Source organism: Corallococcus sp. AB011P, assembly GCF_003611605.1.
Lineage (GTDB): Bacteria > Myxococcota > Myxococcia > Myxococcales > Myxococcaceae > Corallococcus > Corallococcus coralloides.
Genome location: NZ_RAVX01000003.1, coordinates 840701 through 857591, shown reverse-complemented (window position 1 = coordinate 857591; position 16891 = coordinate 840701). Strand labels below are relative to the sequence as shown.

Annotated in this window: 13 protein-coding genes; 8 read left to right on the top strand and 5 right to left on the bottom strand. The window is 70.2% G+C overall.

Annotation, left to right across the window (positions count from 1 at the left end):
• Positions 1-9: 9 nt before the first annotated feature.
• Complete coding sequence (locus D7X30_RS13105) at positions 10-1353, bottom strand: WGR domain-containing protein (protein ID WP_120563215.1); 1344 nt, start codon at positions 1351-1353, stop codon at positions 10-12.
• Positions 1354-1415: 62 nt separating this feature from the next.
• On the bottom strand, positions 1416-2732 hold the full coding sequence (locus tag D7X30_RS13100) for an OmpA family protein (RefSeq protein ID WP_199724260.1): 1317 nt from the start codon (positions 2730-2732) through the stop codon (positions 1416-1418).
• A gap of 179 nt (positions 2733-2911) precedes the next feature.
• Here D7X30_RS13100 and D7X30_RS13095 point away from each other — a divergent pair, with 179 nt between their 5' ends.
• From D7X30_RS13095 to D7X30_RS13080, 4 genes are all read left to right on the top strand, one after another.
• The gene (locus tag D7X30_RS13095; protein WP_158619253.1) at positions 2912-3664 is read left to right on the top strand and encodes an acetyl-CoA carboxylase biotin carboxyl carrier protein subunit; all 753 of its coding nucleotides are present in this window, start codon (positions 2912-2914) and stop codon (positions 3662-3664) included.
• Positions 3665-3671: 7 nt separating this feature from the next.
• Complete coding sequence (locus tag D7X30_RS13090; protein ID WP_120563212.1) at positions 3672-4238, top strand: hypothetical protein; 567 nt, start codon at positions 3672-3674, stop codon at positions 4236-4238.
• Between the two features lie 103 nt (positions 4239-4341).
• Complete coding sequence (locus D7X30_RS13085; RefSeq protein WP_147443182.1) at positions 4342-5334, top strand: hypothetical protein; 993 nt, start codon at positions 4342-4344, stop codon at positions 5332-5334.
• A complete protein-coding gene (locus D7X30_RS13080; protein ID WP_120563210.1) occupies positions 5331-5735 on the top strand; it encodes a hypothetical protein in 405 nt (134 codons plus the stop codon). Before D7X30_RS13085 ends, D7X30_RS13080 begins: the two co-directional genes overlap by 4 nt.
• Here D7X30_RS13080 and D7X30_RS13075 read toward each other — a convergent pair whose 3' ends face one another.
• On the bottom strand, positions 5736-7295 hold the full coding sequence (locus tag D7X30_RS13075; RefSeq protein ID WP_120563209.1) for a ribonuclease H-like domain-containing protein: 1560 nt from the start codon (positions 7293-7295) through the stop codon (positions 5736-5738).
• 16 nt (positions 7296-7311) lie between these two features.
• Positions 7312-9732 (bottom strand): DEAD/DEAH box helicase, encoded by a 2421-nt coding sequence (locus tag D7X30_RS13070; RefSeq protein WP_199724259.1) that lies wholly within the window; start codon positions 9730-9732, stop codon positions 7312-7314.
• Between the two features lie 184 nt (positions 9733-9916).
• On the opposite strand from D7X30_RS13070, the gene D7X30_RS13065 reads away from it, so the two are divergent.
• Positions 9917-11164 (top strand): SLC13 family permease, encoded by a 1248-nt coding sequence (locus D7X30_RS13065; protein WP_120563208.1) that lies wholly within the window; start codon positions 9917-9919, stop codon positions 11162-11164.
• Here D7X30_RS13065 and D7X30_RS13060 read toward each other — a convergent pair.
• On the bottom strand, positions 11161-11982 hold the full coding sequence (locus D7X30_RS13060) for a hypothetical protein (RefSeq protein WP_199724258.1): 822 nt from the start codon (positions 11980-11982) through the stop codon (positions 11161-11163). The two genes, D7X30_RS13065 and D7X30_RS13060, sit on opposite strands and share 4 nt — an antisense overlap.
• A 91-nt stretch (positions 11983-12073) precedes the next feature.
• On the opposite strand from D7X30_RS13060, the gene D7X30_RS13055 reads away from it, so the two are divergent.
• From D7X30_RS13055 to D7X30_RS13045, 3 genes are read left to right on the top strand one after another with little or no spacing between them, the layout of a single operon-like run.
• Positions 12074-12832, top strand: a complete 759-nt coding sequence (locus D7X30_RS13055) for a general secretion pathway protein GspE (RefSeq protein WP_233591536.1) — start codon at positions 12074-12076, stop codon at positions 12830-12832.
• Positions 12833-12839: 7 nt separating this feature from the next.
• Complete coding sequence (locus D7X30_RS13050) at positions 12840-14765, top strand: hypothetical protein (RefSeq protein ID WP_120563207.1); 1926 nt, start codon at positions 12840-12842, stop codon at positions 14763-14765.
• Positions 14762-16885 (top strand): hypothetical protein, encoded by a 2124-nt coding sequence (locus D7X30_RS13045; protein WP_120563206.1) that lies wholly within the window; start codon positions 14762-14764, stop codon positions 16883-16885. The genes D7X30_RS13050 and D7X30_RS13045 overlap by 4 nt, the downstream gene beginning before the upstream one ends.
• The last annotated feature ends 6 nt before the right edge of the window (positions 16886-16891 follow it).

Here is a 16891-nt window from a genome sequence, read left to right as displayed (position 1 = left end):
GGAGACGGGCTACTCGCCCACGGCGGCGTAGCGCGACTCCTCGTCGTAGGGCTCGCGCTGGTTGCCACTCGCCACGGACTTCGCGACGTTGGCCACGGTCTTCTGCCCCGCCTTCGTCAGGAAGTTCTGGGTGACGTCCAACGTCTTGAGGTGCGCGAAGGCCTTGGCGTTCTGGGCCAGCGTGTCCGCGCCCGCGTCGCTCATGGTGCCCATGGACAGATCCAGCGCTTCAATCTGGGCCAGGATCTTCGACTTGGACAGCGCCGCGCACAGCTCGTCCGTGAACTCCGCGTTGCGCAGCCCCAGCTTGCGCAGGGCCGGCACGCCCTCCGCGTCGAGCAGCGGCTTGAGGTCCTTCACCCCGCCGCTCGCGCCGTAGTTCTCCTGGCCGAACCAGATCTCCAGCGACTCCAGCTTCGGCCACTTCGCCTTCACGATGTCCTTCACCGAGCCCTGGCCGAGTCCTCCAGTCTCCACGGTGAACGAGCGCAGCTCCGGCAGGTCGATCTTCCCGAACCCGATCTCACCGCCGCGCACGCGCAGCTCCTGGAGCCGGGGATAGACCTTGTAGAGCGGCTTGAGGTCGCCCACCTGCGTCCAGGAGATCTCCGTCTCGTCCGGGAACTCGAAGTCGCCAATGAACAGCGAGCGCAGCGGCGGCGCTGGCTTCGCCTTCGCGAGCACCGTCAGCGCTTCGTCGTAGTCGTTCTCGCCGTCGAAGCTGGCCATGCCCAGGGTCAGACGGCTCAGGAACCGAGCGGAGGGATGGGCCAGCAGCTCGGCCAACAGGTCCGCGATGTCCGTCGTGGAGTCGTAGTCCACCTGGCCCAGGCGGGCCTCGCGGATGTAGCCCAGGTGCCACTCGAGCTTGAGGGACTCGTCGGAGATGGCCTCCGTCAGCGATTCGCCCAGGAGCTCGTTGGCGTGGTCCTCGATGAGCTTCGCCACCTTCTTGCGCGTGGCCGCGGGCGCGTTCAGCGCGGAGTGCTGGAGGAGGATCAGCTCAGCGCGCGGGTCTCCCTCACCCTTGAGCCATTCGGCGTAGGCGAGATAGCCCTTCTCGTCGTCGGGGTTCGCGAGGATGGCGGCCTCCAGGTCCGGGTTGACGGCGGACTCGGCGGTGGCCTCTCCGCCGTCGCTGTCCTCGCCTTTGGCGAGCGTGTAGCCCTTGCCTTCCTTTTCGCGGACCTGCGAGTCGTAGGCCTTCTTCGCCTCCGCCTTGGAGTCGAACTCCTCGACCTTCTCCTGGCCGTCGGTGCCGATGCGGCCCCAGCGCTTGGTCAGCGTGGTGCCCTCCAGGGTGATCTCCCAGAACTTGCTGGAGCTGCCTTCCGTGAACTCGTAGCGAGGCATCGCGCGTCCCTTTGGCGAAGAACGCCCGGGACGCTAGAGGAGCCCTCCAGCAACCTCAAGGCTCAGGGGCGCAGCAGCACCAGCTCCACGCGGCGGTTCAGCTCACGTCCGCGAGGAATCAGGTTGGGGGCCTTGGGGCTGCGGTCGCCCAGGCCCACGGCCTCCACGCGGGACGGGGCCACGCCGGCGCGGATCAGCATGTCGGCCACGGCGCGAGCGCGGGCGTCGGAGAGACTCTGGCGCGCGGGCTCGGGGACCTCGCGCGAGTCGGTGTGGCCCTCGATGCGCAGGCGGGCCTTCGGGTCGCGCACGAGCAGGTCCACCGCCAGGTCCAGGCCCGTGAGCGAGGCCTTGGCGGGCACGGGCTTCTTCTCGTCGAAGCTCAGGGGATCGGGCAGCTCGATGCGGCCCTCCTGCACCTTGGCGGCCTTGGCGGCCTTGGGCGCGGGCACCAGCGCGAAGGCGAGCGACGTGTCCGCCCCGGCGGCCAGCTCCACCTGGCGCGTCTGCGCGAGGAAGCCGTCGGCGATGAGGTCCACGGTGTACGCGCCCGCGGACAGGGGCACGTCCTGCGGCTTCTTGCCGGGCACGGTGAGCTTCAGGGGCTCGCCCATGCCACGCACGAAGGCGGTGGCGTTGGTGGGCTTCTTCGACGTCACCTGGAGGCGCAGGCGGCTGGCGGCCACCGGCGGGCGCTCCACGGGCGGCGTCACGGAGACGACGGTCGTCGTGGGCTTCACGCCCGCGTCCAGCGGCGGCGTGGGCTGGGCGACCTTCACCGGGGCGCCGGCATCCACGGGCGCGGGCTTCACGGGCGGCGGCGCGGTGACGACGGCGGGCTCGTCCTTCAGCGGCTGGATCATCTCCGCGGTGACGGCGTGGGTGAGCTTGAGCTTGAGGCGCGGATCCGGCGCGTTGGGCACGACGCTGGGGGACGCCTTCACCACGACGCGCAGGCCGCGCTGGGTCTGGAAGCCGACGGAGGCGGTGATCTTCCAGAGGAAGCCGTTGGTCTCGCTGAACAGGCTCCAGGAGCCGTTGGTGTACGTGACGCGCGAGACGAGGGTGTGCTCGCCGGGTTCGACCTTCAGGTTCGCGAGCCGGTGGACACCGGGCGCGTTGAGCTCCTCCAGCCCCGGGACGGCGAGCGGTTCGCCATCCAGGAGGAAGTCGGTCTCCACGAGCCGGTAGCCGTCCTCGGGCTTGAAGCCCGCGAAGAGCACCTGCACTTCAGAGGGGGATTCGGGGACCATGTCGCGCAGCTGGCGTTCCAGCTCCGCGCGCACCTGTTCCTCGCGCGTCGGCTCCGCCGCGAACGCGCCCGGGGCGAGGAGTCCGGCGAGGACCAGGGACCCGAATTTGAGGAAGGAGGAATCCACGAGGCGCCATGCAGCATGGCACAAGGTGCCCCGGGACGATGCAGGGATACATCCCTGTAGGGCGAGCAGGCGTGCGCGTCCGTCAAGTTTCGGGGATCTGGTTGAAGGCCTGGCGGTGAATCCCGCGTTCCAACCAGTCCTGGCGCAGGGAGGCCGGGATGGATCATCCTGTTCCGTGCATGGATCCGCGGACCGAATCCCCTCCGACGCCTGTCCCCTCCTCTCCCAAGTCGGCGTCCCGCTTTTCACGGCGGGCGTGGGCCTGGAGCGCGGTGGGCGCGGTGGTGACGCTGGGGGTGCTCGCGGGGATGGTGCGGGTGGAGCGCTCCGCGCGAGGCCCGGTGCTCGTCCAGGTGGGAGAGTGGGTGGATGTCCCGGCCCCGGTGGCGGGGCAGGTGATGTCGGTGCACGTGGGGCTGAGCCAGAAGGTCCAGGCAGGTCAGGTGGTGGCTCGGCTGGAGACGGCGTCTGGGGCGGCGGAAGTGGTGGCGCCCCTGGCGGCGATGGTGGGCCGGGTGTCGGTGACGAAGGGGGCGCGGGTGGAGGCGGGGCAGCCGGTGGCGAGCCTGTTGAACCGGGACGCGGTGCTGCCGTCGCTCTACGTGCTGTTCTCGGAGGACTACCGGCCGGAGTTGGCCCCGGGAATGACGTTGGAATTCCAGACGCCGGGCATGCCCCACCCGCTCGAAACGGTCATCGAGCAGGTGGAAGGCCCGGAGGAGTCGCTCCAGTTCACGAAGGCGCAGCAGCGAGACGCGGCGTACCCGGAAGGCGCGGTGCTGGTCCGGGCGCACGTGCCGTCACGCAACTACGAGCGTGACGGCAAGAAGCGCGTCTACCAGGACGGCGAGTCGGGCCGGGCCCAGGTGAAGCTGGGCACGCAGCGGTTGCTCGTCGCATGGTTCCCGGGCTTGCGTGATGCGCTGCCGTGAGGCGGCCGTGTTGTTGTTTCTGGGGCTCGCCGCCGCTGGGTGTGCACGAGGGTTCGTGGCGGGCGCTGCCCCGGTGGAGGATGACCGGTCGATTGTCTTCCCGCAGTTCTTCGAACAGGCACCGATCCAGGCCGGCGCATCCGATCAGCCCGTCGTGCTGGATGGAGCCGTGCTCTGCGCCCTGACCCTGGCGGCGGATGACTATCTGCCTCCGGACCGGGCTGAAATGCCGTGCACCGAACGGCGCACGTCTCATGTCTTCAGGGGCATCCAGAGTGAAGACATCGTCTTCGTGCGTATCGATCTGGACCCGTCTGCATGCGGAGGAATCCAGCCGGGACTCGACGCTGGAGGCCGGTACGCCATCAGCCGTGATGGTCGCATCCTTCGCCGGATCCTGGATGGGATGGAGCCGTACATCCCTTTCGCGGACGGCGGTGTCATGGAGAAGGCCGCCCCCGGTGTTTCGCCGTCCTTCGACCCTGCGCATCCGCGTCCCCTGCCCTTCCTGAACTCCTCCCGCGATGCCGGATCCCTGCTCGACGCAGGCGCGGCCGAGGCGCAGGTGCCCTGACGCGACGACACTCGGCGGAAACCTCCTCCCCCGCAGGAGGTATTGCGTGGAGCGTTCTGGGCGCCGCAGCATGGCCGCGTCGATTCCACCCGAAAGGCTCCCCATGCCGCTGCCGCTCATTCCTGTCGCGATTGGACTCGCAGGCCTCCTCGGATATGGGGCGAAGAAGGGCTACGACGGCGTCGACGCCATGCGCGAGGCCGAGGCCATTGGAGAGGCCGCGGAGGCGAAGCACCGGAAGTGGATTGGCTTGTTCGATGATGCTCGGAGCGGGCTTCAGGGGCGCGTCGACTCCCTGGAGGCGCAGCGATCCCAGGTTGTCGCCACCACCTTCCGACGCCTCTTCGACTTTCTTGAGCAGATGGAGCAGCAGGCCCGCCTCGCGGCCCTGGAAAGTCTGGGCTCGCTGGGGGTGAATCGCGAGGAACTGCGCCAGTTCACCATGCAGTACGTCGAGGCAGGCGGCGCTGTCTCCGGTGTCGTCGCGGCGGCGATGACCGGAGCAGGAGCGAGCGCCGTGACGACGGGGCTCGTCACCAGCTTCGCCACCGCCGGGACCGGCGTGGCCGTGTCAGGGCTTTCGGGGGCCGCGGCGAACAGCGCGCTCCTGGCCTGGCTGGGGGGCGGCTCTCTCGCGGCGGGAGGTTTCGGCATGGCGGGAGGCGCGGTGGTCCTCGGGGGCATCGCGGTGGCGCCCGCCGTGGCGGTCGCGGGCTTCGTCATCGCGAGGGAGGGAGAGAAGGCGAAGACGAAGGCGGAGGCATATTCCAGGAAGGTGCGGCGAAAGGTGGCCCGGATCAAGGCAGCCATCGCCCTGCTTGGCCGCGCGGAGCGTCGCATCGACGAATTGGGCACCGTCCTTGGGCATCTCGATGAGCGAGCGAAGGTGGCCGTCGAGGCACTCTGGGCACTCGCGGGTCGATTCGATACAGGCAACGATGAGCACCTGGCCCGTTTCGCCATCGCCATGCAGCTGGCCAAAGCGGAAAGCGAGCTGATGCGGGTGCCCCTGTTCACCGAAGGCGGCGAGCTCAATACGCAAGTCGAGACGTTGCTTGAGCAGGCACGTCGGCTGGCGCTCCCGGAGGCGGCATGACCTCGATGAAGTTGGCGGCTGCGAGCAATGGGTCGGCAGCGGGTATCGGCGACGTCCTGCAGGGCATCCGCACCATCGCCGAATGCGTGAGGGACATCGCGAAGGAGCGCACCGAACAGACCCGGCTGCGCGAGAGCGCTCGGATGGAGGTGGAGCAAATCCACGCCATGCGTGACGTGCTCTTGCACCACCTCGACCGCAGCTTCGACGAGCGCAAGGAGAACTTCCGGCAGCTCTTCGAACGGCTCGACGGCGCCATTCAGGGCAACAACGTGCAGCTGGCTTCGGCGGTGCTGGAGTCCGTGGTGAAGCTCGCGGACTCCTCGCCCTTCAAGGCCCTGCAGGACGTGGCGGCGACACGCGCGGCCCTGGGGCAGAAGGGTCAGGAGTGGCAGTTCTAGTCAGGCCCCCTGACGCGACAGCCGGCGCTCCAGACGCTCCAGGCGGAGCTGGTGGTCCTCGGGCAGCTCCACGGGGGCGGCGAGCCTGGCGTGGTACAGGGCCCGGGGCAGGTCCTTGAGGGAGTGCTCGTAGAGCTTCGTCAGGGACAGGTGCAGCACCGCGCCCTGCCCGGGCTTCGCGAATGTGAGCGCCCGTTGCAGGTGCGCCACCGCCGTCTCGCAGTCTCCCGAGCGGCGGCAGAGGCGCGAGGCCAGCACCAGCGCTTCGATTCCCACCGGGCCTCCGCTCTCCGCCGCGGCCTTCGCGAACGTCAGCGCCCGCGCCGCGTCCCCTGCCCTCTCCGCCACCTGCGCGAAGCCCAGCAGATCCCGGGGGTCCTGCTGCTCCGTGCCTTCCGACTGGAAGCGGCGCACCAGATCGCCCATCAGCGCCGCCAGCAGCAGCAGGTCCTTCTGGTTGTGCTCCAGCACCGGCACCAGCTCCGAACCGTCCGTGCCGCGCAGGAAGCGGAAGTACAGCTCCGGGATCAGTGAACCGTCCACGTCCCCGACCCGGTGATGCCCCAGCACCTTCGACTCCAGGTGCACCAGCCGCGCGCCCTCGCCGCGGTGCTTGAACACGCGCCGCGCGCAGTGCAGCAGGTCCAGGTGCGGCAGCTCCTTTGGCACCGGCACCCGGTTGAGCACGAAGCGCGTGCGGAGCAGCGGCCAGTCGAAGCTCTTGCCGTTGTACGTGACGAGACAGGACGACGACGCCATGCGCTCGGCCAGCAGGCGAAGCATGGGCGCCTCTTCTCCCATGCGCCGCAGGAAGAGCTGCTGCACGCGCATCGAGCGGCCCTCGAACCAGCCCAGGCCCACCAGGAACGGCACCGTGCCCGTACCGCCCGCGAGCCCCGTCGTCTCCGTGTCCAGCATCAGCATCCGCGTGAAGTCCACCGACTCCAGCTCCGGATGCAGCGCCAGCCCCGCCACCAGCCGCGCCTCCACGTCGAGCGCCGCCGCCACCGGCGCCGTGCCGTGACGGTGGTCCGGCGCATACACCTGATCGGCTACGTGCACCGTGCCATGCGGCGTCGACCGGGCCTCCACAGGCAGCGCCCGAGGCTCGGGGACCGGCGCCACCGCCTTCCGAGCGGACGCCGTGCCCTGACGCTCCGCCCAGAACGACAACATCTGGCGCAGCTCTTCCACCCGTGGATCCGAAGCGCCATCCGCCGCGCCGCCGCGCTTCGCAGCGAACCGCCGCCGCGCCTCCTCGCGCAGGTCCACGAGGCCGTCCGCCCGTGTGGCCTCCTGGGAGGGAACGTCCTGAGGAGGAGGCACATCGAGGGCAGGTTCCCCCTCCCCGTCCATGGACATGCGCTTGCGCAGCGCCTGGACCAGCACCTCCGCGATGGTGGTCGTCCCCGCCTCTTCCACCGGCGGAATCCGCGCCACCTCCGCGTCCTGCGCGCGCGCCTCCACCGCCGGTGTCTCCACCACGGCGTTCACGGGCGCCCGGGCCTGACTGCCGGGGCCCGCGTTGGTGAGTCGGGACAGCTTGCGCTTCAGGTCCATGCCGCGCCCGTGCTCCTCACTGCACCCCGGCGACGCCGAGCGCCGCCAGCAGGTCCAACGCCAGCCGCTTGCGCGGATGCGACCCCGACTGCGCGCTCCCCGGCTGCCCACCCGCCGCGGGCCCGATGCACGCCGGACACCCGTCCTCGCATGGGCATGACTCCAGCAGCTTGCGCCCTCGCAGGAGCAGCTCCTCGCGCTGATCGTACAGCCGCGCCGCCAGCCCCACGCCACCGGGCACGTTGTCGTAGAGGAACAGCGTCGGATCGAAGCCCACGCCCCCCTCCTTGCGCGGCGGACCGTCCGGCTCGTCCTTGCTGCCCAGCGTGCGGCCCAGGTCGCGCGGGTCGCTCATCAACCCCACGCACGCCACCGTGCGCAGCGCGGAGCCCAGGCCTCGCAGCGCGTCGATGACCGCGGGCCGGGGCGCGTCCATGCTCCGCACCACCGCCTCCGGCACCGTCAGCCACAGCGCCGACGTGTGCATCTGCATCTCCGGCAGCCGCACGTCGCCGTAGCCCACGTTCTCGTGCGTGTGGAACTTGATCTTCTTGTAGCCGACCACCTTCTCGATGACGGACACCTCGCCCAGCCCCGCGTGCAGCGCGGGCCCCAGCGGCGCGCCCTGGTCCTCCTGGATGACGCTGACGCGCACGTTCGTCATCGCGTCCGTGAAGTAGTCCGGCGCCACCTTGCGCACGAACGCCTTGTGGTTCTCCAGGTCCAGCATCTCCACCTGATACTGCTCGGAGTCGTGCTGGTAGATGGCCTGCTCGTGCAGCTGCGTGTGCGCCGAGCGGAAGTCCATCTCCGCCAGCGTCTTGTCCGTGCCGCGCTCGATGACCACCACGTTGTCCCAGCCCACGCTGCGCAATGACACGTGGTGCGCCGGATATGCGTCCGACGACCAGTGGAACATCCGCCGCCCGCCCTCCGGCGCCTGCGACGGGTGCACCACCTGGTGCTGCGTGAGGAAGTCCAGCGCCTCCGTGGTGTTCTCCACCGGCACGTCGCCGAACGCGTCCCCTTCCTCGAAGGGCAGCTCGAACGCCGCGCACTTCAGGTGCTGGACCAATATCTCCACGTTGTCCGGATCAATCCGCGCATGCTCCACCGGTGCTCCCGTGAGCGCGCGTGGATCCGCCGCGAAGTACTGATCCAACGGCGCGCTGGACGTCACCAGCAGCGCCAGACTCCCCATGCCGCGCCGGCCCGCTCGGCCGAAGCGCTGCGCCAGCGCCGCCACGGAGCCCGGGTAGCCCGCGCAAACCACCGCGTCCAGCGACCCGATGTCGATGCCCAACTCCAGCGCGTTGGTGGCCACCACGCAGCGCACCTCGCCCGCGCGCATCGCGGCCTCCGTCGCGCGGCGGGTGCCCGGCAGGTAGCCGCCCCGGTAGCCCTGGATGAGCGACGGATCCAGCTTCTCCTCCACGAACCGGTCGCGCAGGTACTTGAGCATCACCTCCACGTTGTTGCGCGACTGGCCGAACAGCAGCGTGGACACGCCCGCGCGCACCAGGTCCGAGGTGAGCCGCACCGCGCTCTTGAGATAGCTGGCGCGGATGCCCAGTTCCGCGTTCACCACCGGCGGGTTGTAGACCAGCACCCGGCGCTCGCCGGACGGCGCCCCGCTCTCCGACACGAGCGCCACCTCGCGCCCCAGCATCCGCTCCGCGTGCGCCTTCGGGTTGCCGATGGTCGCCGACGCCAGGATGAACGTGGGCGATGCCCCATGGAACCGCGCCACCCGCTGCAACCGCCGCAGCACGTTCGCCAGGTGCGAACCGAAGACGCCCCGGTACGTGTGCAGCTCGTCGATGACGACGTAGCGCAGGTTCGAGAACAGCCGCGCCCAGTTCGCGTGGTGCGGAAGGATGCCCGTGTGCAGCATGTCCGGGTTGGTGAGCACCACACCCGCGCGCTCCCGGGCCGCCCGGCGCGCGTCCCCCGGCGTGTCACCGTCGAAGGTGATGGCGCCGTGGCCCAGGCCCGCCTCGCGCATGAACGCGCGCAGCGATTCCTCCTGGTCGCGAGACAGGGCCTTGGTGGGGAACAGGTAGAGCGCCCGCGCTTCCGGCTCGCGCGCGAAGCGATCCAACAGCGGCAGGTTGTAACAAAGGCTCTTTCCGGACGCGGTGGGCGTGGCGATGACCAGGCTCTCCCCGTCGCGGGCCCGCTCGAAGGCCTCCGCCTGATGGGAGAAGAGCTGCTCCACACCCCGGCGCTTGAGCGCGTCCCGGACCTGGGGGGACAGCCCCTCCGGCAGCGGCGCGAACACGCCAGCGCGGGCCGGCGTCACGGCGTCGTGGACGATGTTCGGCCAGACCTGCCGGTCCGTCCGCCATCCCTGGAGGACTGCATCCAGCCCGCGAGCCCCCGACCACGGCGTGCGGCGCGGGCCGGAGAAGGCCTCGGTTTCCTTCTCGGGCTTCATAGGGCCGGCCACTGTACAGACGTGTACCCGGAAGGACAACGCGCGTCAGGACCCACCACGGCGGTCTTTTGGGGGCCCATCACCCACATTCCCACCCGACAGTAGCCGGCCCGATTCCCTGCTGGACAGGCGGCTCCGGCGGACCTCGACGGGCCTCCGGCGCGGACCCTAGTGTCCCGCGCCCGTGGCGCTCGCGATCTTCCTCTTCACTTACATCTTCATCGCCGGGGCGAGGCTGCCCTTCATCAAGCTGGACCGTCCCGGAGGTGCCCTGCTGGGCGCCACGCTGATGGTCGTCGCCGGGGCCGTCACGCCCGCGGAGGTCTTCGGTCACAGCGCGGACCGGGGCCAGCAGGCCATCGACATGGACACGCTCGTCCTCTTGCTGGGGATGATGCTGCTGGCCGTGTACCTGGCGCAGGCGAACTTCTTCCGCGCCGCCGGGGCCAAGGCCCTCAAGGTCGCGCACACGCCGCGGCTGCTCCTGGTGGCCGTGACGTTCGTGAGCGCGTTCCTGTCCGCGTTCCTCGTCAACGACACCGTGTGTCTGTTCCTCACGCCGCTGGTGCTGGTGGTGGTGGAGGACGCGCGCCTGCCGCCCGTGCCGTACCTGCTCGCGGTGTGCATGGGCAGCAACAGCGGCTCCGTGGCCACCTTCACCGGCAACCCGCAGAACATGCTGATCCAGGGCGCGTCCGGCCTGGGCTACGCGCGGTTCGCCGCGTACATGGCCCTGCCCGCGGTGCTCTCCACGCTCATCGTCGCCGTGGCGCTGCTCTACCTCTTCCGCAAGGAGCTGCCGTCCGCGCGCTTCGAAACGCACCCGCCCCCGCTGGAGGTGGATCGCCGGCTGCTCGTGCTGGGGCTGGGAGGCCTGCTGGGCGTGGTGGTGGCGTTCTTCGCCGGGCTGCCCATGAGCTGGAGCGCGCTCGCGGGCGGCGTGCTGGTGATGACCCTGTCCGGGCACGAGCCGCGCGAGGCCCTGGAGCGCGTGGACTGGGTGCTGCTGCTCTTCTTCGCCAGCCTCTTCGTCGTCGTGCACGGGGTGCACAAGGCGGGCTGGGCGGAGGAGATCCGCCACATGTTCTCCCCGCTGATGGCCGGGCCTCCGTGGCGCGAGACGCTGGGCTTCGCGGGCCTGACGCTGGTGGCGTCCAACCTCTTCAGCAACGTGCCCTTCGTGATGCTGGCGCGCGCGTGGGTGCCGTCCATGCAGGAGCCGGAGCTGGCGTGGCACGTGCTCGCGCTGGGCTCCACGCTTGCGGGCAACCTCACGCTGGTGGGCAGCGTGGCGAACCTCATCGTCTTCGAGGCCGCGCGCGGCAAGGTCCGCATGGGCTTCATGGACTACCTGCGCGTGGGCGTGCCCGTGACGCTGATCAGCTTCGCCGTGGGCCTGGGTGTGCTCCTGGCGGAGCACGCCCTCTTCTAGGCGTCCGGATCCGGCAGCTCGCCCGGAGGCAGCTGGTGCTCGGGCGGAGTGGGCGCGGGGGTGACGGCGGAGGGCACGGTGTCCGGCGCGTTGCTGCCCGAGGGAGCCGCGCCCTTGCGGTTCGTGGGCGTCAGGTCCTTCACGAACATGTCCGCCACCTTGTCCAACAGGTCCGTCATGGCCAGGCGGAACAGCTCCGGATCCTTGCCGACCTTGAACGGATCCAGGTGCTGCGCGCCCTGCTCCACCGCGTCCAGGTCGAACGGCCGGCGCCACAGCTCCGAGCGCCCGTCCAGCCGGAACATGCGCCCGTAACCCTTGAGGTAGGCCCCGGCGTGCCCGTCATCGCTGCGCATGCCGTAGTCCTGGATGACGAACTCCACGATGGTGTCCGCGCCCAGCGGGGCCATCAAGTCGTAGTCCGGCGCGTTGGCGGGCACCTCCTCCACCAGGAAGCTCTCCAGCGCGGAGGCCACCCGGGCGGGGTCCACCGCGTTCGTCCAGGGGGCCTCTTCCGGCAGGCGCGACAGGGTGGTGACGCGCAGGCGCTCGGAGAGCTCGAAGCGCGTCACCGCCTGCTGCAGCTTCACGGTGAGCCGGCGGTCCGCCTCCTTGGGCTCCAGCTTCTTGAGCTTGTCGGAGTACGCGCTGTCCTCCTGGAACACCTTGCTCTTGGGCCCCGCGCCGTCCTCGATGCGGGAGATGAAGGCGGGCCGCTGGACCCGGTCCAGGTCCGCGCCGGACAGGCGCTGGGAGGCGCAACCGGAGGTGAAGGCGACGAGGACTGCCGCGAATAGGACGCTTCGGCTTCGCACCATGGGGCCCAGGCTATCCCATCCCCGCCCCCCTGGCCTGTTTGTGACCCCCCGAAGGCCTGGGGAGTGTCCGGCGCTGATATGATGCCCGGCCGTGAATCCTCCCCCTTCTGTTCCTCCCGGCCCGGGCCCCAATCGCAAGCGGCGGTTGGGCGAGATCCTGATGGACGCCGGACTGCTCACCGAAACCCAGCTGCGTACGGCGCTCGCCGAGCAGCGCAAGTGGGGCGGCCGGCTGGGCCTCACCCTGGTGCAGATGGGCGTCGTGGACGAAAGCTCCATGGTGCACGCCCTGTCGCGGCAGCTGGCCATCCCCACGGTGAACCTGGACACGCACGTCCCCGTGCCGAACGCCCTCCAGGCGCTGCGCGTGGACATCGCCGAGCGCTACACCGTCTTCCCCATCGCCTACGAGCCCGGCACCAAGATGCTCACCGTGGCCACGTCGGATCCCACCAACGTGGAGTCCCTGCAGGAGCTGGCCTTCCACTCCGGCCAGAAGCTCCAGGTGGTGGTGGCGACGGCGTCCTCCATCGAGCGCGCCATCCGGCACCACTACCACGGCGAGGTCACCTCCACGGCCGCCACGCCGCTGAGCTTCGGCATGGAGGAGGCCACGTTCGAGCTGGCCCCGCCCCAGCAGGCCGAACCCGCCGCGCCGCCGCGAACCCCCACGCCGCCGCCGGTGGTGCGCGACATGGAGCTGGCGTCGAAGGTGGAGGCGCTCACGCAGCAGGTGTCGGACCTGGAGCGCATGGTGGCGCAGCAGGCGCGCGTGATGCGCGCGATGATGGACGCGCTGGAGGCCCGGGGCGCGCTGACCCGCGAAGAGGTCCAGGCGAAGGCCCGGTGAACACGGCATGGCGCTCCCCTTCTCCGAAAAGCTGAAGCTGGAGCTGACCGTCACGGCGGGCGAGCAGGCCTTCGCCATTCCGGGCGGCCAGGTGCGGGACTTCTCGCTGCGGATGACGCCCACCGGCTTCCGCTGCGAGCTGACGTTCTGGACCGCGCTGGAGAAGGCGGACGCGGCGCTGTTCACCGCGTTCAGCAAGCCGGACCTGGTGCGGGTGCGGCTGGCGCTGTCCGGCGTCTTCGACCCGCCGCCCGCGCCGCTCGTGGTGCAGGGCATCGTCACGGAGAAGCGCGTCGGCGGCACCGCGCACGGCAAGAAGGACAGCGTGGCGGTGGCCTTCCGCCAGTACACGGTGACCTTCGAGGACCCCGCGCGCGTCCTCTGGAAGCAGCACCGCCCGGTGGAGCTGCACACGGCGAAGAAGCTGTCGGAGCTGCTGGACGCGCACAAGCCCGGCGGCCTGCTGCTCACCTACGACTGGGACGCGCTGGAGGCGAAGCAGGCCCTGGTGTGCCTGGGCATCGGGGATGATCACGCGGCCGCGAGCTTCTACGACTTCGTCCTCTGGTACGTGGACACGCGCGGCGGCGTGCTCACGTATGACAGCCCCAAGGACACGTACACCTTCTCCGCGAAGAAGCCGGCCACGGGCGCCGTCACCGGGCTCAGCCGCAAGCACGTGTCGCGCGTGGACGTGGAGATGCCGCCCGTCATCCGGCACAGCGCGCGGGTGCTCAACGCCTTCGGGGCCGGGGCGACCACGGTGGCGCTGGAGCAGTCCCAGTCGGTGGCGGGCATCCAGCACGACATGCTGGTGCGCACGCCGATCGCGACGGAGGCGGAGCAGCGTCAGTCGCTGGAGAAGGGGCGCCTGCGCGTGCGCAAGCGGCGGCTGCGGCTGACGTTCCTGGACATGCCGCCCATCGCGCTGCACCCGGGGGCGTTGATCAAGCTGGACGGCGGGCGCTGGAGCCCGGACCTCACGGGCCTGGGGGAAGACCATCGCGTCGCGGAGTTGGCCTTCGACGGCGTGGGGCTCCAGGCCGGTCCGCACGACGGGCAGCAGGAGACGATGCAGGGCTTCACGGTCTCCCTGTCCGTGCTGCTGGAGCAGAAGTCGGATCCGGTGCCGGAGCTGCCCGCGTACCGGCCGCCCCGCTACCCCATCTACGTCGAGGGTAAGATGCACAGCCCCGGCGGCGAGGCCTCGGACCGCATCTACCTGCAGGTGGATGATCAGAAGACGTCCGTGACGAACTACCGGGTGGCGATTCCCCTGTGGAACAAGACGGTGAGCGTGCCGGCCGAGCCCGGTGAGTTCCCGGGGACGTTCTACTTCCCACCGTACAAGAACGAGCGGGTGCTGGTGGCGCTGCACTTCGACCACGCGGCGCTGCACCGCTTCCTGGACTGGGGCGAAGGCGTGCGCATGCCCCAGGACAGCCAGGGCGATCAGATCCTCTTTGGCAAGAACGGCGCGAACCAGACGGCGCTCACGCACGACTTCAAGGACAACAAGCCGGTGTGGAACCTGGGGCGGGTGAACTCCAACGACACGGAGATCATCCGCATGTCGGAAGGGCACCTCCTCATCCAGACGAAGGAGAACCCCGGCGGCGCCACCACCACGCCCACGTACGACGTGACGCCGCAGGTGGAGACGGCGAAGGGCGACCTCACCGCGGGCGTGGACGGCGCGGTGAGCAACGCGACGGCGGCGTACAAGGAGTCCTCGGCGGCGGTGAACGCCAAGCTGAACGCGGCGACGGAGGAGACGGGCGCGGCCCTCTCCGCCGCGGAGGCCCAGGTGAAGGGCAAGGCCGCTGAATCCCGCGCCAAACTCACCGGCGCGCTCAACGGCGTGGATGGCCAGGCGGGTGCGCTCTCCGGCGCCGCCGCTGAAGCCAAGGCCGCGCTCGCGGGGCTGAAATGAACGAACTGCGCGCCACCGTGGCGAAGCACAAGTCGGCCGTGGAGGGCTTCGGCTCCGGCATCACGCCGCGCCTCGCCACCGCGAAGGGCGAGGTGGAGACCCTGGCCCAGGGCGTCGTGGAGCAGGTCGCCGCGCTCCGTCCCTCCATCAGCGCGTCGCTGGGGGCGCTGCTCACGCAGGTGACCGCGACGAACGTGACGCTGGCGGACCCCTCCCCTCGCTTCGACGCGCTGGCCTCGGAGGTCGAAGGCCACCAGCAGTCGCTGACCGCCTCCAGCACCACGGCGCGCACGAAGGCGGAGTCGCTGGGCCAGGAGGCGACGGCGAAGAGCCAGGGGCTGGAGGCACAGGCGAAGTCGTCCGCGGAGTCGTCGCAGGGACAGCTCACCGCGCTCCAGCAACAGGTGGCCCAGAAGTGTGACGCGGACAAGAAGTCCTTCGACGCGAAGCTGGCGAAGCGCAAGGGCTCCAAGCAGGAGACGGAGGCCCGCCGCGCGCAGGGCTACGCGCTGATTGATCAAACACGCTCGCAGCTCACGCAGGACCTCACGGGCGTGGGGTCGACCCTCACTGCGGCGCTGGCGGCGGTGCTGGTGCGGCTGACCACCTCGCGCGACGCGGCGACGGGCCGGAGCACCCAGCTCACCTCCACGCTGGACGGCGCGGTGAAGAACCCCGTGAGCGCGCTGAAGACGCTGCACCAGGAGATCGTCAGCGCGGGCACGACGGCGAAGGACACCCACCAGCAGCAACAGTCCGCGCTGGAGGGCCAGCGCAAGACGCTAGTGGATCAGCTGATGGCCGCGGCGGCGGCGTCGGCCGCCATCGTGGATCCGCTGGACACCCAGGTGGCCCCGTCTCTGACGGCGGGCAAGGCGCAGGCGGACGGGGCGCTGGACACGCTGGGCAAGACGATTGGCGGACAGGTGGCCAGCGTCACGGCGCAGCTCACGGCGGTGGAGAAGCTCATCGACCAGGTGCAGAAGCAGGTGGAGACCGCCATCACCACGGTGAGCGGCACCATCGACGGCGTGGTGCAGGGCGCGCTCACGGCGGTGGAGACCCTCAAGGCGCCGCTGAAGGCCACGCTGGAGGCGGCCTTCACCACGCTGGATACCCTGGTCGCGACCATCAGCGCCCTCAAGCAACAGGTGATGGCGCTGTTCGAAGCGCTGCCGCAGATGCTGGAGCAGCTCCAGACCCTCTTCCAGCAGATCGTCGGCTCGCTGGAGTCGCTGCTGGAGCGCGCCATGGGCCTCCTGGACGCCATCCCTGCCGCGGACCTGCCCAAGCCGCTGGTGAGCCCCGCGGTGCAGGGCATCAGCCAGGTGGTGGGGCAGATCACCACGCAGCTGGGCACCCTCTCCTCGCAGGTGGGCACGCAGCTCCAGGCGGTGCAGAAGACCATCGTCTCTCAGGTGGAGACGGTGCAGACCCAGGCCCAGACGCAGATAGACACGGCCACGACGCAGGCCGTGACGCAGATGGGCACGCTCACCCAGTCCGTCCTCCAGGGCATCGAGCAGGCCACCGCGCAGGTGGGCCAGATCGTCGCCGCGGCCGTCACGCAGATTGGCACCGTGAAGGACCAGGGCGTGCAGCAGATCGAGGCCATGAAACAGCAAGTGGCCGCCCGGGTGACGCCGCTGGACACGCAGGTGCCCCAGCGCCTGGAGGCCCTGGACGCCCAGGTGGGCTCCGGCATCGACGCGGCGGTGCAGGCCATGCAGACGGCGAGGGACTCAGCGGAGGGCCAGGTGACGTCCGCCAAGGGCCGGCTGGACTCGCAGCTGGGCGGCACGAAGACGTCCGTGGCGGCCGGGCTGGCGTCGCTGGAGCAGGCCCGCGCGAGCGCGGACACGTCGCTCGCCTCCCAGGCGGACTCGGCGCTCGCGGCCTTCAAGCAGCGCGCGGAGGGCCTGAAGACAGGGGCCCAGACGCAGGTGGACTCCGTCTCCACCCAGGCCACGGGACAGAAGCCGCAGCTCCTCTCCCCTCTCGACGCGATTGGCACCCAGCTCCAGGGGGGCGCCTTCGCGAAGCCGGTGACCGCGGCGAACGGCCGGGTGACGTCCGCGCTCAACGCGCTGGGGCCGAAGCTGGACGCGCTCGCGTCCTGAGCCCTC

Bases quoted from the DNA above. Each gene is read 5' to 3' on its own strand.
- D7X30_RS13105 (WP_120563215.1), bottom strand. From the start codon at position 1,353: ATGCCTCGCTACGAGTTCACGGAAGGCAGCTCCAGCAAGTTCTGGGAG.
- D7X30_RS13095 (WP_158619253.1), top strand. From the start codon at position 2,912: ATGGATCCGCGGACCGAATCCCCTCCGACGCCTGTCCCCTCCTCTCCC.
- D7X30_RS13070 (WP_199724259.1), bottom strand. From the start codon at position 9,732: ATGAAGCCCGAGAAGGAAACCGAGGCCTTCTCCGGCCCGCGCCGCACG.
- D7X30_RS13045 (WP_120563206.1), top strand. From the start codon at position 14,762: ATGAACGAACTGCGCGCCACCGTGGCGAAGCACAAGTCGGCCGTGGAG.
- D7X30_RS13075 (WP_120563209.1), bottom strand. From the start codon at position 7,295: ATGGACCTGAAGCGCAAGCTGTCCCGACTCACCAACGCGGGCCCCGGC.
- D7X30_RS13060 (WP_199724258.1), bottom strand. From the start codon at position 11,982: ATGGTGCGAAGCCGAAGCGTCCTATTCGCGGCAGTCCTCGTCGCCTTC.
- D7X30_RS13085 (WP_147443182.1), top strand. From the start codon at position 4,342: ATGCCGCTGCCGCTCATTCCTGTCGCGATTGGACTCGCAGGCCTCCTC.
- D7X30_RS13050 (WP_120563207.1), top strand. From the start codon at position 12,840: ATGGCGCTCCCCTTCTCCGAAAAGCTGAAGCTGGAGCTGACCGTCACG.
- D7X30_RS13080 (WP_120563210.1), top strand. From the start codon at position 5,331: ATGACCTCGATGAAGTTGGCGGCTGCGAGCAATGGGTCGGCAGCGGGT.